This window comes from Exiguobacterium sp. SH3S3 (genome assembly GCF_004337115.1).
GTDB lineage: Bacteria > Bacillota > Bacilli > Exiguobacteriales > Exiguobacteriaceae > Exiguobacterium > Exiguobacterium aurantiacum_A.
Window position 1 is genome coordinate 317,163 of sequence record NZ_SJUU01000001.1, and the last position, 24,614, is coordinate 341,776.

General features: G+C 52.2%; 25 protein-coding genes. 22 read left to right on the top strand and 3 right to left on the bottom strand.

Annotated features, from left to right (window positions below; translation table 11 throughout):
- Nucleotides 1-24: 24 nt before the first annotated feature.
- From dinG to EVJ28_RS01650, 8 genes are all read left to right on the top strand, one after another.
- Nucleotides 25-2,835, top strand: a complete 2,811-nt coding sequence (gene dinG, locus EVJ28_RS01615; RefSeq protein ID WP_131440160.1) for an ATP-dependent DNA helicase DinG — start codon at nucleotides 25-27, stop codon at nucleotides 2,833-2,835.
- Nucleotides 2,836-2,899: 64 nt separating this feature from the next.
- On the top strand, nucleotides 2,900-3,085 hold the full coding sequence (locus tag EVJ28_RS01620; protein WP_016509977.1) for a YpmA family protein: 186 nt from the start codon (nucleotides 2,900-2,902) through the stop codon (nucleotides 3,083-3,085).
- The gene (locus EVJ28_RS01625) at nucleotides 3,082-3,561 is read left to right on the top strand and encodes a hypothetical protein (RefSeq protein ID WP_131487859.1); all 480 of its coding nucleotides are present in this window, start codon (nucleotides 3,082-3,084) and stop codon (nucleotides 3,559-3,561) included. The genes EVJ28_RS01620 and EVJ28_RS01625 overlap by 4 nt, the downstream gene beginning before the upstream one ends.
- Nucleotides 3,562-3,583: 22 nt before the next feature.
- Nucleotides 3,584-4,771: a pyridoxal phosphate-dependent aminotransferase gene (locus tag EVJ28_RS01630; RefSeq protein WP_131467745.1), complete on the top strand. Its 1,188-nt coding sequence runs from the start codon at nucleotides 3,584-3,586 to the stop codon at nucleotides 4,769-4,771.
- A gap of 20 nt (nucleotides 4,772-4,791) precedes the next feature.
- Entirely contained in the window at nucleotides 4,792-6,093 is a 1,302-nt protein-coding gene (asnS, locus tag EVJ28_RS01635; RefSeq protein ID WP_131456099.1) for an asparagine--tRNA ligase, read from the top strand.
- Between the two features lie 61 nt (nucleotides 6,094-6,154).
- Nucleotides 6,155-6,742, top strand: a complete 588-nt coding sequence (locus EVJ28_RS01640; protein ID WP_070327409.1) for a DnaD domain-containing protein — start codon at nucleotides 6,155-6,157, stop codon at nucleotides 6,740-6,742.
- On the top strand, nucleotides 6,742-7,401 hold the full coding sequence (nth, locus tag EVJ28_RS01645) for an endonuclease III (protein ID WP_131456097.1): 660 nt from the start codon (nucleotides 6,742-6,744) through the stop codon (nucleotides 7,399-7,401). Before EVJ28_RS01640 ends, nth begins: the two co-directional genes overlap by 1 nt.
- Nucleotides 7,402-7,552: 151 nt before the next feature.
- On the top strand, nucleotides 7,553-8,785 hold the full coding sequence (locus tag EVJ28_RS01650) for an MFS transporter (RefSeq protein WP_131469600.1): 1,233 nt from the start codon (nucleotides 7,553-7,555) through the stop codon (nucleotides 8,783-8,785).
- Nucleotides 8,786-8,826: 41 nt separating this feature from the next.
- Here the strand turns inward: EVJ28_RS01650 and EVJ28_RS01655 are convergent, their stop codons facing one another.
- On the bottom strand, nucleotides 8,827-9,678 hold the full coding sequence (locus EVJ28_RS01655) for a DUF3800 domain-containing protein (protein ID WP_083273962.1): 852 nt from the start codon (nucleotides 9,676-9,678) through the stop codon (nucleotides 8,827-8,829).
- Between the two features lie 351 nt (nucleotides 9,679-10,029).
- Here EVJ28_RS01655 and recU point away from each other — a divergent pair, with 351 nt between their 5' ends.
- The 8 genes from recU (at nucleotide 10,030) to EVJ28_RS01695 (ending at nucleotide 18,757) form a co-directional block, all read left to right on the top strand.
- A complete protein-coding gene (recU, locus tag EVJ28_RS01660; RefSeq protein WP_083273961.1) occupies nucleotides 10,030-10,626 on the top strand; it encodes a Holliday junction resolvase RecU in 597 nt (198 codons plus the stop codon).
- A gap of 20 nt (nucleotides 10,627-10,646) precedes the next feature.
- On the top strand, nucleotides 10,647-13,247 hold the full coding sequence (locus tag EVJ28_RS01665) for a transglycosylase domain-containing protein (RefSeq protein WP_131487861.1): 2,601 nt from the start codon (nucleotides 10,647-10,649) through the stop codon (nucleotides 13,245-13,247).
- Between the two features lie 89 nt (nucleotides 13,248-13,336).
- Complete coding sequence (locus tag EVJ28_RS01670) at nucleotides 13,337-13,897, top strand: hypothetical protein (protein ID WP_236634005.1); 561 nt, start codon at nucleotides 13,337-13,339, stop codon at nucleotides 13,895-13,897.
- Nucleotides 13,898-13,915: 18 nt separating this feature from the next.
- Nucleotides 13,916-16,165 carry a DEAD/DEAH box helicase gene (locus EVJ28_RS01675; RefSeq protein ID WP_070327406.1) on the top strand — a complete coding sequence of 750 codons (2,250 nt, stop codon included), beginning with the start codon at nucleotides 13,916-13,918 and terminating at the stop codon, nucleotides 16,163-16,165.
- Nucleotides 16,162-17,319, top strand: a complete 1,158-nt coding sequence (locus tag EVJ28_RS01680; protein ID WP_131443307.1) for a ribonuclease H-like domain-containing protein — start codon at nucleotides 16,162-16,164, stop codon at nucleotides 17,317-17,319. Before EVJ28_RS01675 ends, EVJ28_RS01680 begins: the two co-directional genes overlap by 4 nt.
- Nucleotides 17,316-17,861 (top strand): SLOG family protein, encoded by a 546-nt coding sequence (locus tag EVJ28_RS01685; RefSeq protein WP_131487863.1) that lies wholly within the window; start codon nucleotides 17,316-17,318, stop codon nucleotides 17,859-17,861. The genes EVJ28_RS01680 and EVJ28_RS01685 overlap by 4 nt, the downstream gene beginning before the upstream one ends.
- A 5-nt stretch (nucleotides 17,862-17,866) precedes the next feature.
- Entirely contained in the window at nucleotides 17,867-18,163 is a 297-nt protein-coding gene (gpsB, locus tag EVJ28_RS01690; RefSeq protein ID WP_051121542.1) for a cell division regulator GpsB, read from the top strand.
- 18 nt (nucleotides 18,164-18,181) lie between these two features.
- A complete protein-coding gene (locus EVJ28_RS01695) occupies nucleotides 18,182-18,757 on the top strand; it encodes a nuclease-related domain-containing protein (protein ID WP_070327404.1) in 576 nt (191 codons plus the stop codon).
- 30 nt (nucleotides 18,758-18,787) lie between these two features.
- Here the strand turns inward: EVJ28_RS01695 and EVJ28_RS01700 are convergent, their stop codons facing one another.
- On the bottom strand, nucleotides 18,788-19,075 hold the full coding sequence (locus EVJ28_RS01700) for a hypothetical protein (protein ID WP_236634006.1): 288 nt from the start codon (nucleotides 19,073-19,075) through the stop codon (nucleotides 18,788-18,790).
- 94 nt (nucleotides 19,076-19,169) lie between these two features.
- Here EVJ28_RS01700 and EVJ28_RS01705 point away from each other — a divergent pair, with 94 nt between their 5' ends.
- The gene (locus EVJ28_RS01705) at nucleotides 19,170-19,421 is read left to right on the top strand and encodes a hypothetical protein (RefSeq protein ID WP_236633386.1); all 252 of its coding nucleotides are present in this window, start codon (nucleotides 19,170-19,172) and stop codon (nucleotides 19,419-19,421) included.
- A 34-nt stretch (nucleotides 19,422-19,455) separates the two neighbouring features.
- Here the strand turns inward: EVJ28_RS01705 and EVJ28_RS01710 are convergent, their stop codons facing one another.
- Nucleotides 19,456-20,994 carry an FAD-dependent monooxygenase gene (locus EVJ28_RS01710; protein ID WP_131468026.1) on the bottom strand — a complete coding sequence of 513 codons (1,539 nt, stop codon included), beginning with the start codon at nucleotides 20,992-20,994 and terminating at the stop codon, nucleotides 19,456-19,458.
- 95 nt (nucleotides 20,995-21,089) lie between these two features.
- On the opposite strand from EVJ28_RS01710, the gene EVJ28_RS01715 reads away from it, so the two are divergent.
- The 5 genes from EVJ28_RS01715 to EVJ28_RS01735 all read left to right on the top strand — a co-directional run bounded on the left by EVJ28_RS01715 (nucleotide 21,090) and on the right by EVJ28_RS01735 (nucleotide 24,554).
- Entirely contained in the window at nucleotides 21,090-21,716 is a 627-nt protein-coding gene (locus tag EVJ28_RS01715) for an NUDIX hydrolase (protein WP_131487865.1), read from the top strand.
- Nucleotides 21,717-21,781: 65 nt separating this feature from the next.
- Complete coding sequence (locus EVJ28_RS01720) at nucleotides 21,782-21,958, top strand: DUF2187 family protein (protein ID WP_016509936.1); 177 nt, start codon at nucleotides 21,782-21,784, stop codon at nucleotides 21,956-21,958.
- A gap of 17 nt (nucleotides 21,959-21,975) precedes the next feature.
- Nucleotides 21,976-23,160: a DUF2157 domain-containing protein gene (locus tag EVJ28_RS01725; protein ID WP_131458594.1), complete on the top strand. Its 1,185-nt coding sequence runs from the start codon at nucleotides 21,976-21,978 to the stop codon at nucleotides 23,158-23,160.
- The gene (locus EVJ28_RS01730; protein WP_131458595.1) at nucleotides 23,157-23,621 is read left to right on the top strand and encodes a GDYXXLXY domain-containing protein; all 465 of its coding nucleotides are present in this window, start codon (nucleotides 23,157-23,159) and stop codon (nucleotides 23,619-23,621) included. The genes EVJ28_RS01725 and EVJ28_RS01730 overlap by 4 nt, the downstream gene beginning before the upstream one ends.
- Nucleotides 23,622-23,846: 225 nt before the next feature.
- On the top strand, nucleotides 23,847-24,554 hold the full coding sequence (locus EVJ28_RS01735; RefSeq protein ID WP_131458596.1) for a 3D domain-containing protein: 708 nt from the start codon (nucleotides 23,847-23,849) through the stop codon (nucleotides 24,552-24,554).
- The last annotated feature ends 60 nt before the right edge of the window (nucleotides 24,555-24,614 follow it).

The window sequence follows — 24,614 nt, forward strand, 5'->3', positions numbered from 1 at the left end:
CGTGCCGAAGATGGGATGGATGTTATGGACACTTATGTGATAGTGGATTTAGAGACGACCGGTCATTCCGTCAAATCCGGCGATGAACTGATTGAATTCGCGGCGGTGGTCGTACAAGGTAGTGAAGTGATTGAGCGCTATAGTACGCTGATTCGACCGAGTCGTCCAATCCCTCCTTTTATCACGCAGTTGACGACGATAACAGATCAGGATGTGGCGTCCGCTCCGGCGTTTGAAGACGTCATCCCTGATATTTGGAAGATGTTAGATGGGCGAGTGTTCGTTGCCCACAACGTTTCGTTTGATTTGAATTTTTTAAATGAGAGTTTAGAACTGGCAGGATATTTACCTTTCCAAGGGCGGGCCATCGATACGGTCGAACTCGCGCGCATCTTGTATCCGACACTTGAAAGCCATGCGCTCGAGTCGCTCGCCGACACGTTCGACTTGGTGCACACGGACGCGCACCGCGCCCTCAGCGATGCCGAGGCGACCGCGGAGTTGTTTATTCAACAACTCAATCGTCTGCGGACGCTACCGGTCGTGACGCTAAAACAGTTGCGCCGTCTGTCCGAGTCGTGGACGAGCAACATCGAGCCGTTGCTCGATGATCTCATCGTCGAGATTGGTATTCGGCCAGATGACGAGACGACGTACGATATCCACCGGAAAATCGCACTCCGTCGCCTGACTGATTCGTTTGAGCCGGCGGTCGAGCGCGAACCGTTCGAACCGTTCCTTCATCGGACGATCGAAGAGACGCTTCCGTCACTGTTCGACCAATTCGAACCGAGACAAAGTCAATTCGAGATGATGCGGCACGTCTATAAGGCGCTCGACGATGAGGCGACGCTTCTCATCGAGGCCGGGACCGGCACAGGCAAGACGTTAGCCTACTTGATCCCGAGCGCGCATCACGCCCTTGAGACGAAACGACCGGTCGTCGTCAGCACGCATACGATCCAATTACAAGAACAGCTGCTCAACCGGGACTTGCCGATCTTAAAAGCTATTTTCCCGGAAATCGAGTTCACGCTTCTGAAAGGAAGACGCAACTATATTGATCTCCGGAAGTTTGAGATGGTGCTCGAGGAGACGAATGACGGGATGCTCTCGGCGATGTGCAAGGCGATGGTGCTCGTCTGGTTGACCGAGACGGAGACAGGGGACTTGGAAGAGTTGTCACTCCCTGGAGCGGCGACACAAGGGCCGGCTTCGTTTAAACGGCTCATTCAAGCCGACGCGGCAACGGACTTCGGCCGCTTTGACCCATGGTATAGCCGTGACTTCTTCACGCGGGCCGTCCTGCGTTCGAAAGAGGCGGATATCATCGTCACGAATCATGCGTTGCTCTTCTCGGATCTGCAGCATCAGGCCGGGATTCTCCCGACCGACACGCCGCTCATCTTGGACGAGGCGCATCAAGTCGAAGAGGTCGCCTCGCATCATTTTGGCGTCACGTTCGACGCGATCCAGTTCGATCGCTTATTCAAATGGTTCGGCTACGGGGCCGACGGAAAGTTCCATTCCCGGCTGCTGCAACTTGCCGACTTGACGTCCGTGTCCGAAGAGACGGAAGCGTTCAGTAAAGAGACCGACCAGGCGTTAGCCCAAGTCGATGTCGAACTAGACGACCTGTTGACGGCGCTCCAGTCGCTCGGCAAGAAAAAAGATCAACGGCAAACCGTTCGCTTCGAACGGGAAGGTGACGTGTTCCGACCGATCCGTGAAGTGGCGAAGCGGCTTGAGAACCGTTTACGGACGCTTCGGATGTCGCTCCGGCAGATGCTTCGTCTTCTCGATGAGCATAAAGAGCATATGACGTTCAAGCAACGCGCCGTGATCGGTGACTTGAAGGCGTTCATCGGTGACGTGCGAGAGATTGAGAGCGTGCTGTATGAAACGATGCTCACCCGCGACGACGACGCTGTCAGTTGGGTCGAGTTGAACTTGGCCAACCGCAAATTGACCTCGGTCTATACGCAACCGGTCGAAATCGGACCGTTGCTCCATGAGCGCTTGTTTGCGAAACGACCGACGATTTTGACGTCGGCGACGATGACCGTGTCCGGTCGCTTCGGCTTTATCGAGCGCAGGCTCGGTCTCGACGGGCAGGACGTGAGACGAGTCGTCCTCGCTTCGCCGTTTGACTTCAAGAAACAGGCGAAATTGTTCGTCCCGTCAGATATCCCGTTGATCAACGAAGTGCCGTTGCCGCATTTCGTCGATCAAATCGCCGCTTCGATTGCCCGGATTGCCAACGTGACGAAAGGACGCATGCTCGTCTTGTTCACGTCGAACGAGCTGTTACGTTTGACGCACGAGGCGGTGAGACATCAGCTAGACGACGCGTATACGTTGCTTGCCCAAGGCGTCAGCGGCGGCTCGCGCAGCCGTTTGACGAAGCAGTTCAAACGAATCGATCAGTCGATTTTGTTCGGGACGGCCAGCTTCTGGGAAGGGGTCGATATCCCGGGAGAGGCGCTCACCTGCCTCGTCATCGTGCGTCTCCCGTTCGCCCCGCCCGACCAACCGGTCATTCAGGCGCGGTCCGAAAAAATTGAAGCGACCGGGAAGTCGTCGTTTTTTGAACTGTCACTTCCGCAAGCGGTCATCCGCTTCAAACAAGGCGTCGGTCGCCTCATTCGCTCGAAAGAGGATTACGGCGCCATCTTCGTCTTCGACCGCCGTGTCGAGACGACGCGTTACGGGAAACAGTTTCTCAATAGTCTCCCGGCCGTCGACCGGATCGAAGGATCGCTCGAGACGTCACTGGCCGAGCTCGAACTGTTTTTAGATGAGAAAGAAGAGACGACTCTAGGAAATCAGAGATAACGCTAGGCAGCGTGAAATTATCGCTTTATAATGATGGGTATAGTGTTTTGAAGGAGGAGTAAACATGAATTCGAATATTGAGACGCTCGCGACCGTTCGGATCGAGCCGACGGCAGACGTGTACAAAATCGTCGACCTATTGAATCGTACACTGAAGAGCCAAGATTTGATGTTCGGTCTTGCATTAGAGAAAAAAGTGAATGATCCGAAGAAAGAAGAGATGGTGTTCACCATCTATCGGACAGAATGACGCGGAAGAAAAAAGTAGTGGTTGCTCTTATGACGGCACTCATCGGTGTCGTCATCGTGTTTAGTGGGATTTATTGGTTCACGGTCGGTCATACGGAACGGACAAAACAAAACATGATCGCGGAAGCGCGCAATCGTCTTGAGGCCGAACAGCCGACGGTCCGGATCGAACGGGCTGAGCTCTTTAACGGGACGGAACCGTACGTCGTCTTCGAGGAGACGGACCGTGTCCTGTTCGTGCCGGTCGACAGCAAGCAACCGATCGAGACACGTGAGATCGCGTCGGTCGACTTAGATCAAGTCTGTGCCGATTCGCTCGAGGAGACCGGTGGTACGCTCGTCAGTTGTAAGTACGGGTTCGATGAGCGTGCGCTCATCGAAGTCGTGACGAAATCAGGGGCGACGTATACGTATTCCTATTACACGCTTCAAACCGGAGACTTTGTAAGACGGGTCCAACTGGCGGATTCGAACTGAACGAGATTAGAGGAGGATATCGATGGAACATCTATTGGCAAGACGTGTAAAACAGTTAACACCTTCGACGACGCTCGCGATCACGGCGAAAGCGAAAGCGCTGAAAGCCTCGGGACAAGACGTGATCGGGCTCGGGGCCGGTGAGCCGGACTTCAATACGCCTGAACGAATTATTGAGGCCGCATGCAAGGCTGCACGTGACGGCGATACGAAGTATACGCCTTCAGGCGGAACGGTCGCTTTAAAAGATGCCATCATCGAGAAGACGAAACGCGACAGCGACCTCACGTTCGAGCGTAACGAGGTCATGGTCGCCTCAGGGGCGAAACATGCGTTATACGCCTTGTTCCAAGCGATTCTCGACGAAGGTGATGAAGTCATCATCCCGGTCCCGTATTGGGTGAGTTATCCGGAACAAGTGAAACTTGCCGACGGTGTCCCGGTCTATGTGGAGACGACCGAGGCGACGACGTTCAAGCTGACGCCAGAGTCACTTGAAACCGCCATCACAGACCGGACGAAAGCGGTCATCTTGAACAGCCCGTCCAACCCGACCGGTATGATCTATACGGAGTCAGAGTTGGTCGCACTCGCCGAAGTCGTCAAGCGCCACGACCTGCTCGTCGTCAGTGATGAGATCTATGAGAAGCTCATCTATGGCGATAGCAAGTTCGTCTCGATCGCCACGCTTCCTGACATGCGTGAGCGGACGATCATCATCAACGGGGTCTCGAAGTCACATGCGATGACCGGGTGGCGCATCGGGTACGCGATCGGAGACAAGACGATCATCGAAGCGATGACGAACCTCGCATCGCACTCGACGTCGAATCCGACGTCGATCGCCCAAGCGGCGGCCGTCGAGGCGTACAACGGCTCGCAAGATGACGTCGAGATGATGCGGGTCTCATTTGAAGAGCGCCTTGAAATCGTCTATGAGCGATTGATCAACATACCAGGCATCACGTGCCTAAAACCGCAAGGGGCATTCTACTTATACGCCAACGCCAAACAAGCCGCGTCGATGAGCGGCTACGACTCGGTCGACGCATGGTGCGAAGCAGTGCTCGGTGAAGCATTCGTCGCGCTCGTGCCGGGATCGGGCTTTGGGCAGGACGATTACGTCCGCTTGTCTTATGCAACAGAATTGAAGCGAGTACTAGAAGCGCTCGATCGAGTGGAAAACTTTATCAAGAGTAGCGCTCGATAAGCGAAAGGATGGATATGAACATGACAACTATTTCAATTAGCCAATTTAAAGATTATGAAGGACAATCGGTCCGGGTCGGTGCCTGGATCGCCAACAAACGTTCGAGTGGTAAAATCGCCTTCCTTCAACTCCGGGACGGGAGCGGGTTCGCCCAAGCCGTCGTCGTCAAAGCAGAAGTCGCGGAAGAACTGTTCGCCCTCGCAAAAGGCGTGACGCAAGAGACGTCAGTCTGGGTGACGGGGAACGTCAAATCGGACGGCGGCCGGACGCCGCTCGGCTTCGAACTCGAAGTGACAGCGATGGAAATCATCTCGGAATCGATCGACTATCCGATCACACCGAAAGAACACGGGACGGAGTTCTTGATGGACAACCGTCACCTCTGGCTCCGGTCGCGTCGCCAGCACGCGATCATGAAAGTCCGGAACGAATTGATCCGGGCCACATACGAGTTCTATAACCAAGAAGGATTCGTCAAGATCGATCCGCCGATCATCACGTCGAGCGCGCCGGAAGGGACGACCGAGTTGTTCGAGACGGACTACTTCGGTCAGCCGGCCTACTTGTCGCAAACAGGTCAGTTATATATGGAAGCCGCAGCGATGGCGCTCGGCAAAGTGTTCTCGTTCGGTCCGACGTTCCGCGCTGAAAAATCGAAGACACGTCGTCACTTGATCGAGTTTTGGATGATCGAGCCGGAGATGGCATTCTTCGACCATGATATGAGTCTTGATCTGCAAGAGCGTTATGTATCATACATCGCGAAGTCAGCGCTTGACCATTGCCGGAACGAGCTTGAGTTGCTCGGACGCGACTTGGAGAAGCTTGAAAAAGTTCAAGCGCCGTTCCCACGTATTCGTTATACGGACGCGATCACGTTCTTGAAAGAAGAAGGCTTCGATGACATCGAGTACGGGGATGACTTTGGGGCGCCGCATGAGACGGCGATCGCCAACGCGCATGATTTGCCGGTGTTCATCACCCATTGGCCGAAAGAAATCAAGCCGTTCTACATGAAAGTCGACCCAGAGAACCCTGAACTCGTCCTTTGTGCCGATTTGATCGCACCTGAAGGTTACGGCGAGATCATCGGCGGCTCGCAGCGTGAAGACGACTATGCCCGCTTGAAAGAAGAGATCGCCAAAGAAGGACTTGATGAGACTGATGCATATGACTGGTATCTTGAGTTGCGTAAGTACGGCTCGGTCCCACACTCGGGCTTCGGGCTCGGTCTTGAACGGACCGTCGCTTGGATCAGCGGAATCGAACACATCCGTGAAGCGATTCCGTTCCCACGTCTATTGAACCGAATTCACCCATAATCGCCAATCGGGGATGACTAATTGTCTTCCCCGATTGATTTGTCTAGAAAGGATGTGCGACATGGATGCACATAATCTGATCAAGCTGTTTGAACAAAGTCCGGTCGTCGTTCCGAGGAAGCTGTTCACCGATGCACGTCGTCTCAATCTCAACCCGGTCGAGTTTTGTCTCGTCGTCCACTTGTTGGAGTTGACGGGAGAAGGCATCGAGATGCCGCTTCCGAGCGAGCTCGGCGACCGGATGAACGTTCCCGAGAGCGAGGCACGCTCTGTTCTGCTCGGGCTGCTGCAAAAAGAGCTCGTCGCCATCGATGCGTCGGCGGAAGTGGAGCGATACAGTCTGCTCCCTCTTTTCCAAGCACTCGAAGAAGACGGCGCCCCTGAAAAAAATACGCAGTCGCTAAACGAGAACCTCATCCATACGTTCGAGCGGGAGTTCGGGACGATCACGCCGTTTGAGATCGAGCAAATCGTCGGCTGGTTGACCGAAGACGGTTTCAGTGAAGAACTCATTTTGGCCGCGCTCCGCGAGGCGAAACTGCGTAACGTCCGCAACTTCAAGTACATGGATAAAATCTTGAGCGTTTGGCAAGACCATAAAGTCGAGTCACTCGAAGACTTGGTCGAGTATCAACGGAGGAAAAAGTGATGTTGACGAGAGCTCAATTGAACGAAATCTCGGAGACGATGCGGCAAATGTTCCCGGACGCCCATTGTGAGCTGACCCACCGCAACCCGTTCGAACTCGTCGTCGCCGTGGCGCTGTCCGCGCAGGCGACGGACGCGCTCGTCAACCAAGTGACGCCTGGACTGTTCGAGGCGTTCCCGACGGTCGAGGCGATGGCTGCGGCTGACGTAGCGGAAATCGAGTCGCTCATTAAACGAATCGGTCTGTTTCGAAACAAGGCCAAAAACGTCAAAGCGCTGTCGATGCGAATTCTTGATCTGCACGGAGGCATCGTCCCGGACGACCGGGAATCACTCGAGGCGCTGCCTGGAGTCGGTCGCAAGACGGCGAACGTCGTCTTGTCGGTCGCCTTTCATGAACCGGCGTTCGCGGTCGATACCCACGTCGAGCGTGTGTCCAAACGGCTCGGCATCTGCCGTTGGAAAGACAACGTCCGTCAAGTCGAAGACACGCTCATGAAGAAGTTTCCCCGTGAAGACTGGTCACAGCTCCACCACCAGTTTATCTTTTTCGGACGGTATCACTGCAAGGCACAACGGCCCGGCTGCGAGACGTGTCCGCTCTTGCATATGTGCCGCGAAGGCAAGAAGCGGATGAAGTCGCAGCAAGCGACTGGATAATGATGACGCAAGCGTCTTCCTGATTTTTGAATCGGGAAGACGCTTTTTATACGTATGGGGGTATTTTTTGCTATACTCGATCTAGTCAACATCGAAACGATACAATCGTTCAATTCTACAGATCGACTGAAAGGCAAGGGGGGCACGTTTAATGACTCAAACACGAATCGGCATACATGAAAATCGGATGAACTTTATCATGCTCGTCGTGACGAACTTCTTCGTCGGATCGATGGTCGGTCTTGAACGGACCATCCTGCCTGTAATCGGGGAAGAAGATTTTGGATTAGTGTCGACAAGCGCGGCGCTGTCATTCATTATCAGTTTTGGTTTCTCAAAAGCAATCGTCAACTATTTTGCCGGGGCGATCGCAGACCGGTTCGGTCGCAAGAAAGTCTTATTAGTTGGTTGGGGACTTGGTTTGTTCGTCCCGTTACTCGTCATCTTTGCGACGTCTTGGTGGATGATCATCGTCGCCAACGTGTTACTAGGGATCAATCAAGGTTTGACGTGGTCGATGACAGTCAACATGAAGATTGATTTGGCTAAACCGATGGAACGAGGGCTTGCCGTCGGCTTGAACGAATTTGCCGGTTATGTCGGGGTCGCTACCATGGCCGCGGTCTCAGGATTCATCGCCAGTACGTACGGCAACCGGCCGGAACCATTTTACGTGGGGATTTTGATCGTCGTCATCGGGTTCACGTTATCAATCTTTGTCAAAGATACGCGACAACAGTTGCACTTGCAGTCAACAGGTGTGGGAACGGGACAGAAACTCTCGGCCAAAGACGTGTTCTTGACGACGACTTGGCAAGACCGTTCGCTCTCGAGCCTGACGCTGGCAGGACTTTCAACGAATCTAAAGGACGGCATGGCGTGGGGGTTGTTCCCGATCTACTTCGCCTATAAAGGGCTGAATCTATCGGAGATTGGTCTACTAGTCGCCATCTATCCGGCCGCATGGGGGTTGGTCCAACTGTTCACAGGTGGGTTGAGTGACCGCATCGGACGAAAAGGGTTGATTGTCGGAGGGATGTGGGTCCAGGCGGGATCGCTTTGGCTGATCCTGCTCGTCAACGACTATTCGCTCTGGATGTTTGCCGCCGTTTTGCTTGGCATCGGGACGGCGATGGTTTATCCGACGCTCCAAGCTTCAATCAGTGACGTGGCCGAGCCGAGCTGGCGAGCGTCAGCGATGGGCGTCTATCGGTTTTGGCGAGACAGTGGCTATGCGTTTGGGGCGTTGTTGGCTGGTTTATTGACCGACGTGCTGTCAATTGATTGGGCAATCGGGATTGTGGCACTGCTCCCGTTCATGGCTGGACTGATTGCGCTCAAAAGACTGCGTGAGACATTACCGGGGCTTCGTCCGCAAGATTGAGCAACATAAAAATCGCCTCGTAGATGGCTACGAGGCGATTTTTAATGGTTCCAGGGATGGTCGCTCCATTCGCGACGTTTTTTCGTGATTGGGACTTTTTTGAAGCCCCAGTTGCGGAAATCTTGGTCTGGACTGTCTTTACGAATGTAAATCTTGTCCTTGATGGCTTTGAAGATTCGGTTTTCATCCCCATAATGGACGAACCGTGGTTTCACTTCGATCACGCCGCGGCGCACGCGCGAGAGCGGCAGGCAGACGAGGTCAGCGATTTCAAGACCAGATTGATAGATCGTGCTTTGTTTCTCTGAGAAGATGAACCCTTTGATTTTTTGTCGGCTCTTCTCGACGTCGAGATGGACCGTCCCGGAGTTGAAGATATCGAAAAATGCTTTTTGAATGAGCAGGTTCTGATAATCGTCGCGCGACTCGAGGACGACACGGGCGCTGACAGCTTCCGTCTCTTCCAAAAATGCATAAAACGATTTCATTAAATGGGCGAAAGCGACGACATAAGGGTCTTTCGGCGTCGAGTAGAAATCGTGAAGCTTCTGTTTATCGACCTCGACACTGACGATCGTGCAATTGATATCGCGCAAGAAGTCTGGGAGTTTGTTCCAAAAATCACGGAGCATATCGATTGTGATCCCATCGTCTTTTCCATATGGATGCTCGGCCTTTAAAATTTCTTTTAAATGCAGTGGGATATTTTCCGTTTTGAAGACATCTCGTTTGAACGCTTGTAAGCGTCGCTTCAATTCGCACGGCATTCCAGCCTCATCAGCGTCAATCGCATACTTGTATTCCATCAATACCCCGGTCAAGTTGAACTGGGTGTTGCCTTTTGGTGTACCTGTCTCATCGACGAACATGACATACTTCTTTTGTGTCTCCATCTTACTCCTCCAACAGGGCTTAGGGATGTGGATTCCAAGCCGCCTAGTTTATTTCCAGTCCTCGCGAAACGCTCTCGATCGCTTACTTTTTTAAAGTCTCGTCAATCAGCGTTTAGCCTGTTCACATTTCGGTTAATAAGTAGAGGACTTATTGTAGAAAAGTATTCAGTGACACCGTAACAAGGTCGTGTCAATTTGAATACACAATGTACTACACACTAGTTTAACATACGGGAGTTTGGTACGATATGGATTGCGGAAAATCCACGGAGGAGTCGAGCGACATAACTCGACAATCAGACTTCAGACGGAAGGAACGAGTGGATCAACCTGTTAAACTAGTAATTAGGGGTGACGACATTGTTCCATTATCCAAACGGGAAGAAACCGAGAGCGGCCGAGATGCCGGCAAAGTCCAGTCCGCCAACGTATGCGAATCGAGGCATGAATTTAGAGACGCTTCTGAACGATACGAACGAGTTTTATCGACTCCACGGAAAAGCGGTCATCCATAAAAAACCGACCCCGCTTCAAATCGTCAAAGTCGATTACCCGAAACGGAGCGCGGCCAAAGTGACCGAGGCGTATTTTAAGCAAGCCTCGACGACCGACTACAACGGGGTCTATCGCGGGAAATACATTGATTTTGAAGCGAAAGAGACGAACAATAAAACGTCGTTCCCGCTCGGAAACTTTCATGATCATCAAATCAATCACATGCGCGAGTGTGAGCGTCACGGAGGGATTTGTTTTGTCATCATCCGGTTTAGCCGCTATAATACGCAATATGTGTTATCAACGGAGCAATTATTACACTGGTGGGAACAGCGGGAGACGGGACGGAAGTCGATCCCACTCGCATACATTGAACAAGAGGCAATCGAAGTTCCAACACGAGCCCTTCCAGCCATCGATTATTTGACGGCGATTGAAGCGTGGCTCGATTGAATAGAAGGAGTGAAGCGTGAATGGAACGAAGTCGGATGGCACGTCGACAAGATACGACGAAAAAGCCAAAGCAACAAACGAAAAAACCAAAACAACAAACAAAGAAACCGATGTGGAGACGCATCCTACTTATTATAGGATTGTTGTTGATCGTCGGAGTGGTCGTCGGAGGAGCTTACACAGCCTACGCGATTGCGACCGCACCGCCGCTCGATGAGGAGAAATTAGTCGATACGTACCCGATTCAGCTGTTGTCGGCTGAAGGCGAACCGCTTGAAGAAAGCGGTCAGATCCGTGAGTACGTGTCCATCGACGATATTTCAGAAGTGATGCAGCAAGCGGTCATCTCGATCGAGGACCGTCGCTTCTATGAGCATAACGGAATCGACGTGCGCCGCATCGGCGGTGCCGTGCTCGCGAACGTGACCGACGGTTTCGGGTCTGAAGGTGGTTCGACGATCACGCAACAGCTCGTCAAACAGTCGTTCTTGTCGACCGACAAGAAATTAAAACGTAAATTGCAAGAGCAGTGGCTCGCCGTGAAACTTGAGCGCGAGTACACGAAAGAACAGATTCTTGAGATGTACTTGAACAAGAACTACTACGGTTCAGGGGCGTGGGGTGTGCAAGCGGCCTCGAAGACGTACTTCAATAAGCCGGTGTCAGAAGTGAACTATCAAGAAGCGGCTATCTTAGCGGGGCTCCCGCAACGACCGAGCGCTTATGATCCGATCGCTGGCGACCAAGAACTCACGCGTTACCGTCAAGAGCAAGTGCTCTCAGCGATGAAGCGGGACGGTCACATCACAGAACAACAGTATAACGAGGCGCTCGACGTCGAGATTGCCGACGTCATCTCGCCGGGTGCGCAGACAGAAGAAGAATCGTATACCCGTTCGATTTACGCTCGTGTGCAAGCGGAGCTCGAAGAAGACTACGGCTTAGAGCAGTCTGATATTTACGGGACGGGTTTGAAAGTATATACGTCGATCAATAAAGAGCTGCACGCGAAATTCAATAAAGATATTAAGACAGATAACGTGAACATTCCAAACGGTGAGTTCCCGAAAGATCTCCGCATGGGAGCGACCGTGTTGAACACGAAGACGGGTGAAATCGTCGCTGTCATCGACAGCCAACAGGCGGAACAAGGCGACAAGAACTACCGCGACTATTCGCGGGAGAAACGCCAAATCGGGTCGACGGCGAAGCCGTTCTTCGATTACGGTCCAGGGATCGAGAAAGCCCAATGGTCGACTGGAAAAATCTTGATGGATGCGCCGTTTGATGAAGGCGAATTCAATCCGAAGAACTATTACACGGGGTATCGCGGCGCCAACACGATGCGTTACTACTTGACGATTTCCGGGAACACGCCGGCCGTCCGCGCTTTCCAGGAAGTACAGGACGAGTTCGGTCCAGAGGCGATCGAGTCGTTCGTCGAGAACGTCGGCATCGAGCCGGCCCGCTCGGGTGACGAGTTGTTGCTTTCGAACACTCTCGGTACAGCCGAGGCGAGCACGACGCAAATGGCGGCCGCTTATGCGGCGCTCGGTGCGAACGGGATGTACACGAAGCCGCACTTGATTCAAAAGATTGAGTTCAACGACGGATCGACGATCAACTCGCCGATCAAAGCGAAGCAGGCGATGGAAGACTATACCGCGTATATGTTGACCGATATGCTCCGTGACGTGGTCAACACACCAACTGGTACGTATGCGCCTGATCCCTTCCAATACGACGTCGCCGGGAAGACCGGGACGACGAACGATAAAGATAAAAATCCAAACGATAAGTGGTTCACGGGTTATACGACCGACTACTCGATCTCGGTTTGGACCGGGAAAGCACCCGGAGCTGATAAGGATGCGCTTGCTGAGGACCACGCCCAGTACTACTTCGACTATATGATGCAAGAAGTGACGAAGGCGACGGGAAGTCCGGATCGCTTCCAGCAACCAGATTCGGTGCTATCGCTCGGCAATGAACTATACGTCAAAGGGACGAAACCAAAAGACTTAGAACCAAAAAATCTTCCGGCACCGACCGGCGCGTCGATCAATTATGACATTCCGTCCGACAGCGGGACGTTGACGTGGTCATATAATCGTCAAGCGGTCGAAGCGGACGGTTATCAAGGTCTCTCGTTCACCGTGACGGAGAAACGTCCGGACGGCAGTGAACGTGTCGTCGGAACGACGGAAGACACGAGCATCGCTATTTCGGGTCTCCGGAACGGGACGACGACGTTCACCATCGTCGCGACCGCTTCGAACCAACTCGTAGGGGAGCAACAGTCGAGTCCGGCCCAAACGCAATACACGGTCGAACGCAGTCAAGAACCGGCTGAAGAAGAGGAAGAACCGGCAACGGAAGAGACGCCTCCAGAAGAAGAGCCGGCTGAAGAAACGCCACCGAATGAGACTGACAACAATAACGGCAACAGCGAAAACGGAAATGGCAATGGGAACAATGAAGGCGGTGAAGGAGAGACGACTGAAGAGCCGGCGACGGAAGAGACCCCTCCGGAAGAAGAATCTTCGACCGAGCTCGAATCACAGTCCAACTCAGACACGTCTGAATCAAACCAAGACCGTGAAAATGACAATCGCGAATAAATTGACTTACTTCAAACAGGGCGACATCAACGCCCTGTTTTTCTGTGTGGTTTGTTATAATGAAAAGAAAGCGAATAGGATGGTGACATATGGTTCAACTCTCTCTTAAGCGAAAGATGAAAGTGTTGTTTGTAATCGATCGACTGCAAGACGATGATCTTGGCCTACCCCTTCACGGCGTCAATGGATTGAAGATGGGACGCATTCTGTTAGAAGAATCGATCCCGTTCGGACGATTGATCGATGATTCGGCCGTGGCAGAGGCGATCGGCCATCCTTATTTGAAACGGATCGGCGTCGAGACGATGTTTCTCGGCGATGAATCTTTTTATCCAGAACTTCTTCGCGGTAAGCGCCAAGCGCTGACGACGCACGAGGATTATCATAAAGCGGTGCAACGTTACACGAAACATTTGCAAGCAGTCCATTCGAAATGCACGAAGTTACATACCATCGTCTTGTTCGGCCGTTCGACGCACCTGTTATACAAGGATGCGATGGAGCGGCTTGAAGAAGAAAATGAGCATGTCGCCGAGGCGTTCAAAGCGATGGAGGTGCTACACTTGCCTGCGGTTCATCGTCTCTTGCGTGACGAACGAATCAGTCAAGTGAAGACGATCGTGGAGCGACTTGCACCTTCAAAATCATGAAATAAGTTGGTGAGCACTATGCGGAAAAAACGTTCCGTCGAAGAGATGATTAAGACATTAAAGACCGACCCGAGTTTTTCCGCCAATGTCACACACTGGCATACGGTCGAGGCACAACCTGCAAGATACGCGGCGATCCCGTCGAGCGTCCCAGACGATCTTGTCCGGGTGTTAAACAGTCGCGGCATCGAGCAATTGTACACGCATCAGGCCGAAGCGGTCGAACAGACGTCACGTGGGAACTCGACTGTCATCGTGACGCCGACAGCTTCTGGTAAAACGCTCTGCTATAACTTGCCCGTGCTGTCTAGAATGATTGAGAAACCGACGGCACGAGCCCTCTATCTGTATCCGACGAAAGCGCTCGCGCAAGACCAGAACAGCGATTTGATGGAGATGGTCGAGGCGCTCGAAGGCGACCTCCGATGCTTCACGTATGATGGGGACACGTCGCCGGCAGCGCGGACGAAAGTGCGGGACGCCGGCAACATCGTCATCACGAACCCGGATATGCTTCACTCAGGGATCTTGCCGCATCACACGAAATGGATCCGGTTGTTTGAAAACCTCGAATATATCGTTGTCGATGAACTGCATACGTATCGCGGCGTATTCGGGAGCCATGTCGCCAACGTCTTTCGGCGGCTCAAACGAATCTGTGCCTACTATGGAAGTTATCCGAAATGGATCATGACGTCCGCGACGATCGCGAACCCGGTCGAGCTGGCCGAGCTGTTGACCGAGGAAGAAGTGACGCTCGTCAACAATAATGGAGCCCCGCAAGGGAGGAAACACCTCATTTTCTATAACCCTCCGGTCGTCAATGAAGCGCTCGGGATTCGTCGGAGCGCCACGCTCGAAACGAAGCGGATCGCGTCAAAACTTGTCGAGGCCGATATTCAAACGATCGTCTTCGCTCGGTCACGGGTCCGTGTCGAGGTGCTATTGACGTATTTGCAAGAATTGACGAGACGTGAACTCGGACCGAAGTCGATCGTCGGTTATCGGGGCGGTTATCTTCCGTCAGAACGGCGTGAGATTGAGCGCAGGCTCCGGAACGGTGAAATCAAAGCCGTCGTTTCGACGAACGCGCTCGAACTCGGTGTTGACATCGGTCAACTCGAAGCGTGCGTATTGAACGGATATCCCGGCACCGTCGCCTCGCTCTGGCAGCAAGCAGGAAGAGCCGGCCGTCGCCAGTCGGAATCACTCGTCATCTTCGTCGCCTCGTCGTCATCACTCGACCAACTCGTCGTCGAGCAACCAGACCTGATTTTAGAGCGATCTCCTGAGGCGGCCCGTCTTGACCCGAACAACTTGATCATTTTAGTCGATCATATGAAGTGCGCCGCCTTCGAACTCCCGTTCCAAAAAGGGGAACGCTTCGGTACGGTCGAGACCGAGGATATCCTTGATTTCTTGACGGACGCGCAAATCTTGCATGAGCGCGCTAATAAATACTATTGGATGACGGACGCCTTCCCGGCCCACGACATCTCGCTGCGGACGAGCGATCAAGAGAACGTCGTCATCGTCGACCAGACGGCGAAACATCAAGTCATCGGCGAGATGGACACGTTCAGTGCGATGACGCTGCTTCACGACGAGGCGATCTATTTGCATGGGGCCGAGCAATATCAAGTCGAGAAACTCGATTTTGAAGAGAAGAAAGCGTACGTGCGGCGCGTCGATGTCGATTACTACACAGACGCGAACTTGGCCGTGGAGTTAAAGGTGCTAGAAGAAAATAAGACGAGCGGTGCCAAGACGTTCGGTGAAGTGTCGGTCATCGCGATGGCGACGCTGTTCAAGAAGATCAAGTTCGGGACGCATGAGAATATCGGATCTGGTCCGATCCACTTGCCGGAACGGGAGCTGCATACGACGTCGACTTGGTTCACGCTCGATGACCGGTTCGCTTACTCGGAAGCCGATATGGAAGATCAGCTCGAGGCCGTCAGCGACTTGTTGCGCCGGCTCGCCCCGCTCTACTTGATGTGCGACACGCTCGACTTGTTCACGACGATTCAAATGAAAGCGACCCATACGAATAAACCGACCGTCTACTTGTACGACCGCTATCCGGGCGGTATCGGCTTGAGTGAAGCGCTCTTCCGAGACGCCGCTGAAATTTTAGACGCAGCAATCCGCACGGTCGAGGATTGTCCGTGTGTGAGCGGATGCCCACGTTGCGTCGGGATGATCGGCTACGGTGACTTTAAAGACCAAGTTGTCAATCAGTTGACCGCATTGAAAGGAACGATATGAAAGCGAAGCTATCACGACTCATCAAAACAAATGAACCGAAACAAGCGACGGTCACACCAGATGACGCGGAGCAAGCCAAGTGGATTGCGCGAGGTGGCGAGATCCTGACGTTTGAAAGCGAGTGGTGCGTGCGCTTGAAAGAGATTTACCCGCTTGAAGCAACGTATCACGACTTTACGTTCGACGCGGCGAAACGTGCCCTCGGGACGGCAGACCATCCGTTCTTCACGGTCGACGTGCCGTATGACCAAGTGTTGTTCATGGATACGGAGACGACCGGGCTCCGTGGTGCCGGGACATCCATCTTTTTGATCGGGTTCGCCCGCTTCAAGCCAGACCATCTCGAGATGATTCAGTACGTATTGCCGCACCCGGCGTTTGAGACCGCGTTCTACTATCACTTTCTCAATGACATCGGCGACGAGGTCCGGTTCGTGACGTACAATGGAAAATCGTTCGATTGGCCGCAAATCAAGACGCGTCATACGTTCGTCCGGACGAAAGTGAAGGCGTTGCCCGCCGTCGGTCATGTCGATCTGTTGCATGCGTCAAGGCGTCTGTTGAAGCCGACACTCGAGTCGGTCTCGTTAAAAGCGGTCGAGGCCCATTTTGGACATGCCCGAACGGACGATCTGCCAGGTTTTCTCGCCCCGATGCATTACTTTCAATACGTCAAAGAGCGGGACCCTGATATTTTACAACCGGTCATCGAGCACCATCACGCCGATTGCTTGAGCCTCGTGTCGCTTTATAAGCGGCTCTGTCACCTCGTCGAAGCAGACGAGCCGACGTTTGGAGAAGAGCGGGCCCATTGGTTGAACGATCTAGGGAGTACGGACGAGGCACTCAAACAGTATGAACGGATCGAGCAACCGACAAAACGGGCGAAAATGCGTCAAGCGCTGCTGTTAAAGCGGACCGGCCGCATCGTCGAAGCGCTTCCTCTTTTCAAAGAAGTCGGGACGACCGAGGCGTTGGTCGAGCTAGCCAAGTATGCAGAACATCAGCAAAAAGATGTCGTGTCAGCCATTCGATATACCGAGCAGGCGATTGCGATCGTGGAACAGCAAAAGACGGTCTTGAAACAGACCGTCCAAAAACAGCAACACGCGCTCAACCATCGTCTAGCTCGGTTAGAAAGGAAGAGGTTATGAAAGTTGTTGCGATTACCGGGTATCGGCCCCATGAGCTTGGGATCTTCAAAGCCGACCATCCCGGCATCGAGATCATCCAAGAAGCGTACCGCCGAAAGATCACAGAAGCAATCGAACTCGGGGCCGAATGGTTCATCTTCAGTGGAACGAACGGTTGTGAATTGTGGGCAGGACAAGTATTGTTAGAGTTAAGAGAAACACACCCGATTAAAATCGCGGTGTTTCCGCCATTTTTAGAGATGGAAGAACGGTATAAGCCGTATGAACAAGAGTTATTCAGCCAGTTGCGGCTCGAAGCCGATTTTTTTGAACCGCTCACGCAACGTCCTTATGAAGACCCGAGTCAGCTGCGCGCAAAAACAGCGGTCTTTTTAGACAAGGCAGCAGGATTAATTACGTTGTATGACGAAGAGACGGGAGGAAGCCCCCGTTTCCTCGTTGAAGGGGCTAAACGAAAACACCAGATGGAACTATTCATGATCACACAAGACGACCTGCGTGTGATCGAGGAAGAAAAACAGTGGGAACAACAGTGGGAGTGAAGACTATGCAAACCGAATTAACAGCCGAAGCAATCTATAAACAAGAATTCAAGACGGCCCTCCGCGGCTACTCGCAAGAAGAAGTCGACCAATTTTTAGACGTCGTCATCCGGGACTATGAGAAGATGGCGAAAGAGATCGAACGTTTGCGACAAGAAAACGAATCGTTGCGCCGCGGTTCAAGCGAACCGACCGAGCCGGTGAAACCGGCCCAACCTGTCGCCTCGAACTACGATATGTTGCGTCGGATTTCAAACTTAGAAAAGGCCGTCTTCGGAAAACAAGTCGGACCTAGCGAATAACGAGAGGAGGTGGAATAGATGTTACAAGTGTTGACGGCCGTCAAGAAAGAGCCGGTGAAACGACAGACGAAAGGATTGTTCCGAACGAAAGAAGAGGTCATCTTGCCGCCGAAATCGTATACGGATGAGATCGTAGAAATCATTCGGCACACGTGTCGCTTCGATTGGATGATGATTGAACGGGTCGAAATCGGTGACAACGTGCTCGACTACGTGCTCGTCGGACCGAAAGGCGTCTTTTTAGTCCAAATCAATCGGACGACGACGGCCGTCCATGTGACGAACCGAGAGTGTCGGTTAGAAACCTCACTCGGGTGGAAAAACATCTATCCGCATCCAGTCGAAGGACTCGAGCAGATGACGAAACAAGTTCGGAGCCTATTAAAAAAAGAATGCGGCAAGGCCGTACCGGTCACGTCATTTTTAATTTTTCCAGAAGCGTCACGTCTTAAAGTCGAACGTGTTAAAGCGAACTGTGAAGACTCGTTCGAAGCGATCGACAAAGTCATCGCCAAGACGAAACTCGAGCTCCTATCAGAGGCGACAATCAAGCAAATCGCTTATTATTGTTCAGAGCGCCAGTTACATAAGTAAAATAAGTAAAAAGGTGCCGCGGCACCTTTTTTACTTTAGTAGCTCTTTTGCTTTTTTTTCATCATTTCGGTGCACGAACAAAGCGACCCGGTCATCAAGGTTTTTGGCGAGCGGTTTAAACAAGCGCCCGGTCGGCAAGCCCTGTTCGATTCGGCACGTGACGCCTTTTTCCGTCAAGTAGGTGTAATCCTCGAGTAACTCCTCACCTTGTTTCCCAAACGCCTCACCAAAGCGGACCCATTGCAAGTTACGAATCGTCCGGATTGTCACGAGGATGACGAACAGCGCGCCAAGCGCGATAATCAATATAGTTTCCAACACATTCAACCCCTTCTTTACACAATTTTAAAGGGGGAAACGGTTGAAAGCAACAGCGGCGGACCGTATACTCGAAAAGAAGAGAGGGATGACTGTGAAAACGACGATACAATCACGGCGTGAAGCCGTAAAATTACTGCAAAGTGAGCACGTGCTCTACATTCGAATCCATAACGGACAGACGGGCATGATCAAATCGACGGTCGATGGCATCATCGTTGCGATTCCGAACGAACAGACGGACAAAGTCGATTTTCGGAAATTAGAGGACGTGGAAGCGTTCGAGGCGTTTTATGACTTGACCCTATCGAAACCGGGGACACTTTATTACAATGCACCATCCTGACAAAAGCTCCACTCTCACGAGTGGAGCTTTTGACTTAAGACGGTAACCAGACCGACAGTTTGTCACGTAGCGGTTCAGGTCGCATATGACGCTGTTTATGCAGCAGGTATCCGTCCGGTCGAATGACGAGGACGCCCCGACGCATGAACAAGGATTTCGCTAGTTCGTTGCCTTGGTCAAAGAAAGGACGGCTTGTTTTAGACAACGTGATGATTTGGAAGAATGATTGATGAGCGTTCAAGTACTCATATAACTCACTTGGGTCACGTTTGCCGTCATCGAGGACGAGCACTTGGAAGCGGCCATCGGCGACTTCAGAGATCTTTTGACGAAGGCCATCATCGGATCGGATCATCTCGATCTCGGGAAAGATCTTTCCTTCGGCGACCCGGATGAACGGTACACGTGAGTGTCCAGGGTAAGACAAGTGGAGCTGGGCGATCCGTTCGGTGATCTTTTCATTAATCAAATTGACGCGGGTGAACACGTCCGCTCCGACTGCTTGAAACGGCAATAAGATCGGGAGCGTCGTTTGGAGCACTTCGGTCGCGACGTTCGTCGTCTGCAAGACGTTTCTGGCGACGTGTTCACGCTCGTCCCGGTACGTGTCGACGACACTGAACGGCGCCCCTGCTTTCAGATGAAGCCAAAGCTTCCAGCCGAGGTTGAACGAGTCGGCGATGCCCGTATTCATCCCTTGGCCGCCGACGGGCGAATTGATATGCGCCGCGTCGCCCATTAAGATGACACGGTTATGGATGAACGAGTCGACCATGCGATTGTGCACCCTAAACAGCGAAAACCATTCGACCTCGTCGATCTCTACCGGCATGTGGCTCCGTTGTTCGACCAATTCGTGCAACTCGGCCTCGCTGAATGATTCGTCGCTCGCGAGGTTACCGGTAATCCGGATCGTGTCATCCGTCAGCGGGAACACTTCTAACACGCCACGGTCCGAGAAAAAGATGTGTACTTCTTCACGGGAGATGTTCCATTTCGCCTTCATATCGGCCAATACCCAAGACTCTTTGAACGACTTCCCGCTGAACGGGAGCGCGAGCATACGGCGAATCGAACTGTTGGCGCCATCGGCCGCAACGATATACTTGGCTTCGATCGTACGGTTCGAGTCGGATTCGAGATGGGCGAGCACACGTGTCGGATAGTGGGTCAACGAGACGAGTGACTCGCCGCGTTGAACGTAGTGCCCGTGGTCGTTCAACGCCTGTTCTAAGATGGCCTCGGTCTCGTTTTGTCGCAATAGCGTGACGAACGGGTAAGGCGTGACGAGACGTGAGAACTCGAGTTTGGCCGTCCACTGCCCAGAAAAGTATAAGTTTCCTTTTTCGATAGTTCTGGCGCGACTGAGTACTTCTTTGGCGACATCAAGGCGTGAAAACACTTCGATCGTTCGCGGCTGAATCCCGATGGCCCGTGAGTTGTTCGAAGGCGTCGTTTTTCGATCGATGATTTCAAAAGAGATTCCATATCTGGCTAATGTCAAAGCGAGTGTGAGTCCTGTCGGCCCCGCCCCGACGATCAATATATCAACTTGTTGAACCAATTCCACCATCTCCTATCATTAATAATGATATTTCCGACATTTGCCACGTTTAAACGAGGAGACGCTGGTGGAACTGTAAAACAGAGAGAGCGAGGTTGAAAATCATGAAACAATCATGGGTTACTGAAGCGAAATTACGAGAAAGTTTCTCGATGGAAGAGAATTATGAACAGACCGCCTCCGTCTTGATCCCGTTGACGCGAATCGATGACGTCTGGCACGTCGTCTTTGAAGTCCGGGCCCATACGATGCGCCGCCAACCTGGAGAGATCTCGTTCCCGGGAGGTCGGCTCGAGCGAGGGGAGACACCTGTCGAGGCCGCGGTCCGAGAGACGAGTGAAGAACTCGAGGTACCGCTCGAGACGATCGAGGTCATCGGTCGCTTACAGCCGCTCGCCACGCCGCACCGTCAACTCATCTATCCGTTCGTCGGGATGATTCCGACAGTTCCGGACGTACGTCAAACGGATGAAGTCGATCATCTGTTCACCGTTCCTGTCGAAACGTTACTGTTAATTGATCCGTTTCACGGCGAGATGGAATGGACGATGAATCCGGATCAAAATATTCCGTTTGACCGAATGGCGAACGCTAAAGCGTATGAAAAACGGGTAATTAAAATGAGAGAACCTTTTTACGAACATGAAGACTACATTATTTGGGGATTGACTGGAAAAATTTTGTCACAATTCATCAAATGTACAAAAGAAAACGTATTCAAACCTATATAATTTAGTTATAATGATAAAAACAAATTTAAGATTGGAAGTGAATGGGTGTGTCTTTAGAATTCGCTGTGGGTGATATCGTCAAGTCAACTCGTGAAGGATGGGTCGCAGAAGTGACTGCCGTATTAACGAATACGGTCATCGGGGACGTTTCCATCATGGAGGAATATCAACAGCTCGGCCTCGAGTTTGAGAAACAAGTTTTGTTGAAAAAAGAATTGGAATTGATCGAACGCGCCAGCTGACCTTTTAACCGAAAGGGATGATTCAGGTGTCCATTGACAAAAAAGTTCGTGAATGGAAAGAGGCGGGTTTGCTAGATGAAACGACCGGTCAACGGTTGATTGATTTTGAATATAAGAAATTGGCGGTTAGTGACAAACGTGAGCACAAACCGCCAATTCTTGTCATTATCGGATCAATCCTGCTCGCCCTTAGTCTATTCAGTTTTGTCGCCGCCAACTGGCAAGCGATCCCAGACCTCGTCAAAGTATCCATATTCCTTGTCTTCATGCTCGGGATGTACGTAGCAGCGGAGCGGCTTCAAGTGAAAGCCCCTCGGTATGTGACGTTGTTCCGCGTCCTCGGCGTCGTTTTCTTCGTCGCCACGATGATTGTCATCTTCACAACGTATAATCTTTCCTCGCAACTACCGCTTCTGTTTTGGCTATTCTTTGCTGTCGCCGTCCTGCACAAACTGATCTATAAGCACCCGATCTTCACGTTCATCGCAGCGCTAGCCGCTTTTTTAGCGGTCACGAACAGCTTTCAAGGAATCGGGATCACACTCATCCTGTTCGGCCTGCTCGTGACGTGGGTTTGGTTCCATTACGGTGATAACGAGCTTGACCGGATTTTCGCCTGGTTCAGCTTTTACGGACTGTTGCTCACGATCGGTCAGTATATCGATTACGAGGGACGGTTTTGGCCGCTTTGGGCACTCGCAGCACTGCATATCCTGTTCCTCGTCTACCGGGAGCGGGCTCAGTGGCAGTATCTCTTCTTGTTCGTCGCTGCCATCTTGTCCATCGGTTACTTGGTCAATGCGACCGAGGGTTGGTTGTCTCAACGTCAGCCGTCCGTCATCGAGGCCACGCTGCTTTCCGTCGTCCTCGTGGCTGTGTACTTGACACATCGTCGCCCCGATTTGCTGTGGGTGAGCCTACTCGCGGTCATCCCGTTCTCGCTATTCGAAGATTCAGGTATCTTACTCGCGATCTTGCTTGAAGTGGTGGCGCTCGCTTACTTGATCATGCAAGACCATGAGCGGAAACCGATCGTTTTGGCGTTCATCTATTTCTTACTTGTCCAAATGACGATTTATTTCATTTATGTTTGGGATCGGCTCGACATCTCGCTCTTCTTCTTGATCGGGGCGTTGATCGTATTCGCGTTGTCGCTCGCGTTGTGGTGGCGTAGCCGTACGAGAGGGGATGCTCGGACATGAAACGAATCACTCCTTGGCTTGTACCGATCGTACAAGTATTGATTGCCATCGGTTTTATCTTGCTCGTTTATGCGGTGTCTTGGTTCGGCCAGTCGTATACGTTCAAAGCGACGTCGTACGAGCCGTATGACCCATTTTTTGGGGATTACGTCTATCTCGAGTTTGATTCGTTGCAAGGGCGACAAGATGTCGATTCCGGGACGGTCTACGTCTCATTCAAAACGGATGACGCTGGTTTTGCCACAATCGACCGGGTCAGCTCCCGACCGTTCTTTGGTGGGACGCGGGCTGAATATTACGATCGCCAAGTCTTCATCACCGACATGAGTTCATACCGTGTCGCCGAGGACGAGAAAGCTGTGATCGAAGGTGCGAAAACGTTCGAAGTTGAAGTCGATGTGGCGCCTTGGGGGATGGTCCGGGCCCATGATTTACGCCCGATTACAGCTGAAACAGAATGACAAACAGATTACAGATTTGTTACGAGGACGTTTGTAACCGATCTGTAATTTTTTTGTTAGGTCGCTTGTATAGCAACGTTTTCGGCAATTGTTACAATCTGTAACTAAACGTTCGTTCATATGTCAGCAATATTTCACTTCGTCAAAACCACTTCTCGGGTTCGAGACGGCATGGTAAATTTACTCCTGTTCGTTAGAAGACGAGAAAGGGCTGACCTAATCACTATGAAATATTTGAAATATATGATGACGCTTCTGTTTGTCGTCGCCGGTACGTTCGTAGTTGCTACGACTGCCGACGCCGCTCAAATTGGAATCGGAACAGAACAGAAAATCGTACAAAACCCGCTGGAGTTGGAACGGATTGCGATCGAGCTTGAGCGCCAACAAAAAATCGAGCGCGAAAAGCGACTCGCGGAAGAGAAGCGACTCGCGGAAGAGAAACGAGTGGCAGAAGAAAAAGCCAAGCAGCAGGCAGAGCGGGAAGCGAAACGGTTGGCGGAAGCAAAGCGGGTCGCGGCTGAGAAAGCGCGACTTGCAGAAGCAGCGAAGCGCCAGGCAGAAGCGAAAGCAGAGCAAGCCACGACAAACGCTGTGGCGAAACCTGTCTCGACAAACAGCGGGCGCGTCATTCAAGCTGAGTCGACAGCTTATACGAATGATGCGGCAGACAACGGCTCATACGGGGGCCGGGTGTTGACGGCGACGGGACACGACGTGACGGATTCGATTTTTTATAACGGCATGCGCATCATCGCCGTCGATCCGGTCGTCATCCCGCTCGGTACGGTCGTACAGATCGAAGGGATCGGTCAAGCGATCGCTCTCGATACGGGGGGACGCATTAAAGGCAACATCGTCGATCTACTCGTCGATACGAAGAGCGAGGCAATCAATTGGGGTCGTCGCCACGTTACCATCACACTTCCATAACGAAAAGGTTCTCCCGCGGGAGAACCTTTTATTGTTTAACAATCGCTGGAAACGGGCAAA

Excerpts from the sequence above, each read along its gene's own strand:
- EVJ28_RS01630 (WP_131467745.1), top strand. The coding sequence starts at position 3,584 with ATGGAACATCTATTGGCAAGACGTGTAAAACAGTTAACACCTTCGACG.
- EVJ28_RS01655 (WP_083273962.1), bottom strand. The coding sequence starts at position 9,678 with ATGGAGACACAAAAGAAGTATGTCATGTTCGTCGATGAGACAGGTACA.
- EVJ28_RS01670 (WP_236634005.1), top strand. The coding sequence starts at position 13,337 with ATGGTTCAACTCTCTCTTAAGCGAAAGATGAAAGTGTTGTTTGTAATC.
- nth (WP_131456097.1), top strand. The coding sequence starts at position 6,742 with ATGTTGACGAGAGCTCAATTGAACGAAATCTCGGAGACGATGCGGCAA.
- EVJ28_RS01650 (WP_131469600.1), top strand. The coding sequence starts at position 7,553 with ATGACTCAAACACGAATCGGCATACATGAAAATCGGATGAACTTTATC.
- EVJ28_RS01725 (WP_131458594.1), top strand. The coding sequence starts at position 21,976 with ATGATTCAGGTGTCCATTGACAAAAAAGTTCGTGAATGGAAAGAGGCG.
- EVJ28_RS01730 (WP_131458595.1), top strand. The coding sequence starts at position 23,157 with ATGAAACGAATCACTCCTTGGCTTGTACCGATCGTACAAGTATTGATT.
- EVJ28_RS01620 (WP_016509977.1), top strand. The coding sequence starts at position 2,900 with ATGAATTCGAATATTGAGACGCTCGCGACCGTTCGGATCGAGCCGACG.
- EVJ28_RS01735 (WP_131458596.1), top strand. The coding sequence starts at position 23,847 with ATGAAATATTTGAAATATATGATGACGCTTCTGTTTGTCGTCGCCGGT.
- asnS (WP_131456099.1), top strand. The coding sequence starts at position 4,792 with ATGACAACTATTTCAATTAGCCAATTTAAAGATTATGAAGGACAATCG.
- EVJ28_RS01710 (WP_131468026.1), bottom strand. The coding sequence starts at position 20,994 with ATGGTGGAATTGGTTCAACAAGTTGATATATTGATCGTCGGGGCGGGG.
- EVJ28_RS01665 (WP_131487861.1), top strand. The coding sequence starts at position 10,647 with ATGGAACGAAGTCGGATGGCACGTCGACAAGATACGACGAAAAAGCCA.
- EVJ28_RS01695 (WP_070327404.1), top strand. The coding sequence starts at position 18,182 with ATGTTACAAGTGTTGACGGCCGTCAAGAAAGAGCCGGTGAAACGACAG.
- dinG (WP_131440160.1), top strand. The coding sequence starts at position 25 with ATGGACACTTATGTGATAGTGGATTTAGAGACGACCGGTCATTCCGTC.
- EVJ28_RS01675 (WP_070327406.1), top strand. The coding sequence starts at position 13,916 with ATGCGGAAAAAACGTTCCGTCGAAGAGATGATTAAGACATTAAAGACC.
- gpsB (WP_051121542.1), top strand. The coding sequence starts at position 17,867 with ATGCAAACCGAATTAACAGCCGAAGCAATCTATAAACAAGAATTCAAG.
- EVJ28_RS01715 (WP_131487865.1), top strand. The coding sequence starts at position 21,090 with ATGAAACAATCATGGGTTACTGAAGCGAAATTACGAGAAAGTTTCTCG.
- EVJ28_RS01640 (WP_070327409.1), top strand. The coding sequence starts at position 6,155 with ATGGATGCACATAATCTGATCAAGCTGTTTGAACAAAGTCCGGTCGTC.
- EVJ28_RS01625 (WP_131487859.1), top strand. The coding sequence starts at position 3,082 with ATGACGCGGAAGAAAAAAGTAGTGGTTGCTCTTATGACGGCACTCATC.
- EVJ28_RS01685 (WP_131487863.1), top strand. The coding sequence starts at position 17,316 with ATGAAAGTTGTTGCGATTACCGGGTATCGGCCCCATGAGCTTGGGATC.
- EVJ28_RS01680 (WP_131443307.1), top strand. The coding sequence starts at position 16,162 with ATGAAAGCGAAGCTATCACGACTCATCAAAACAAATGAACCGAAACAA.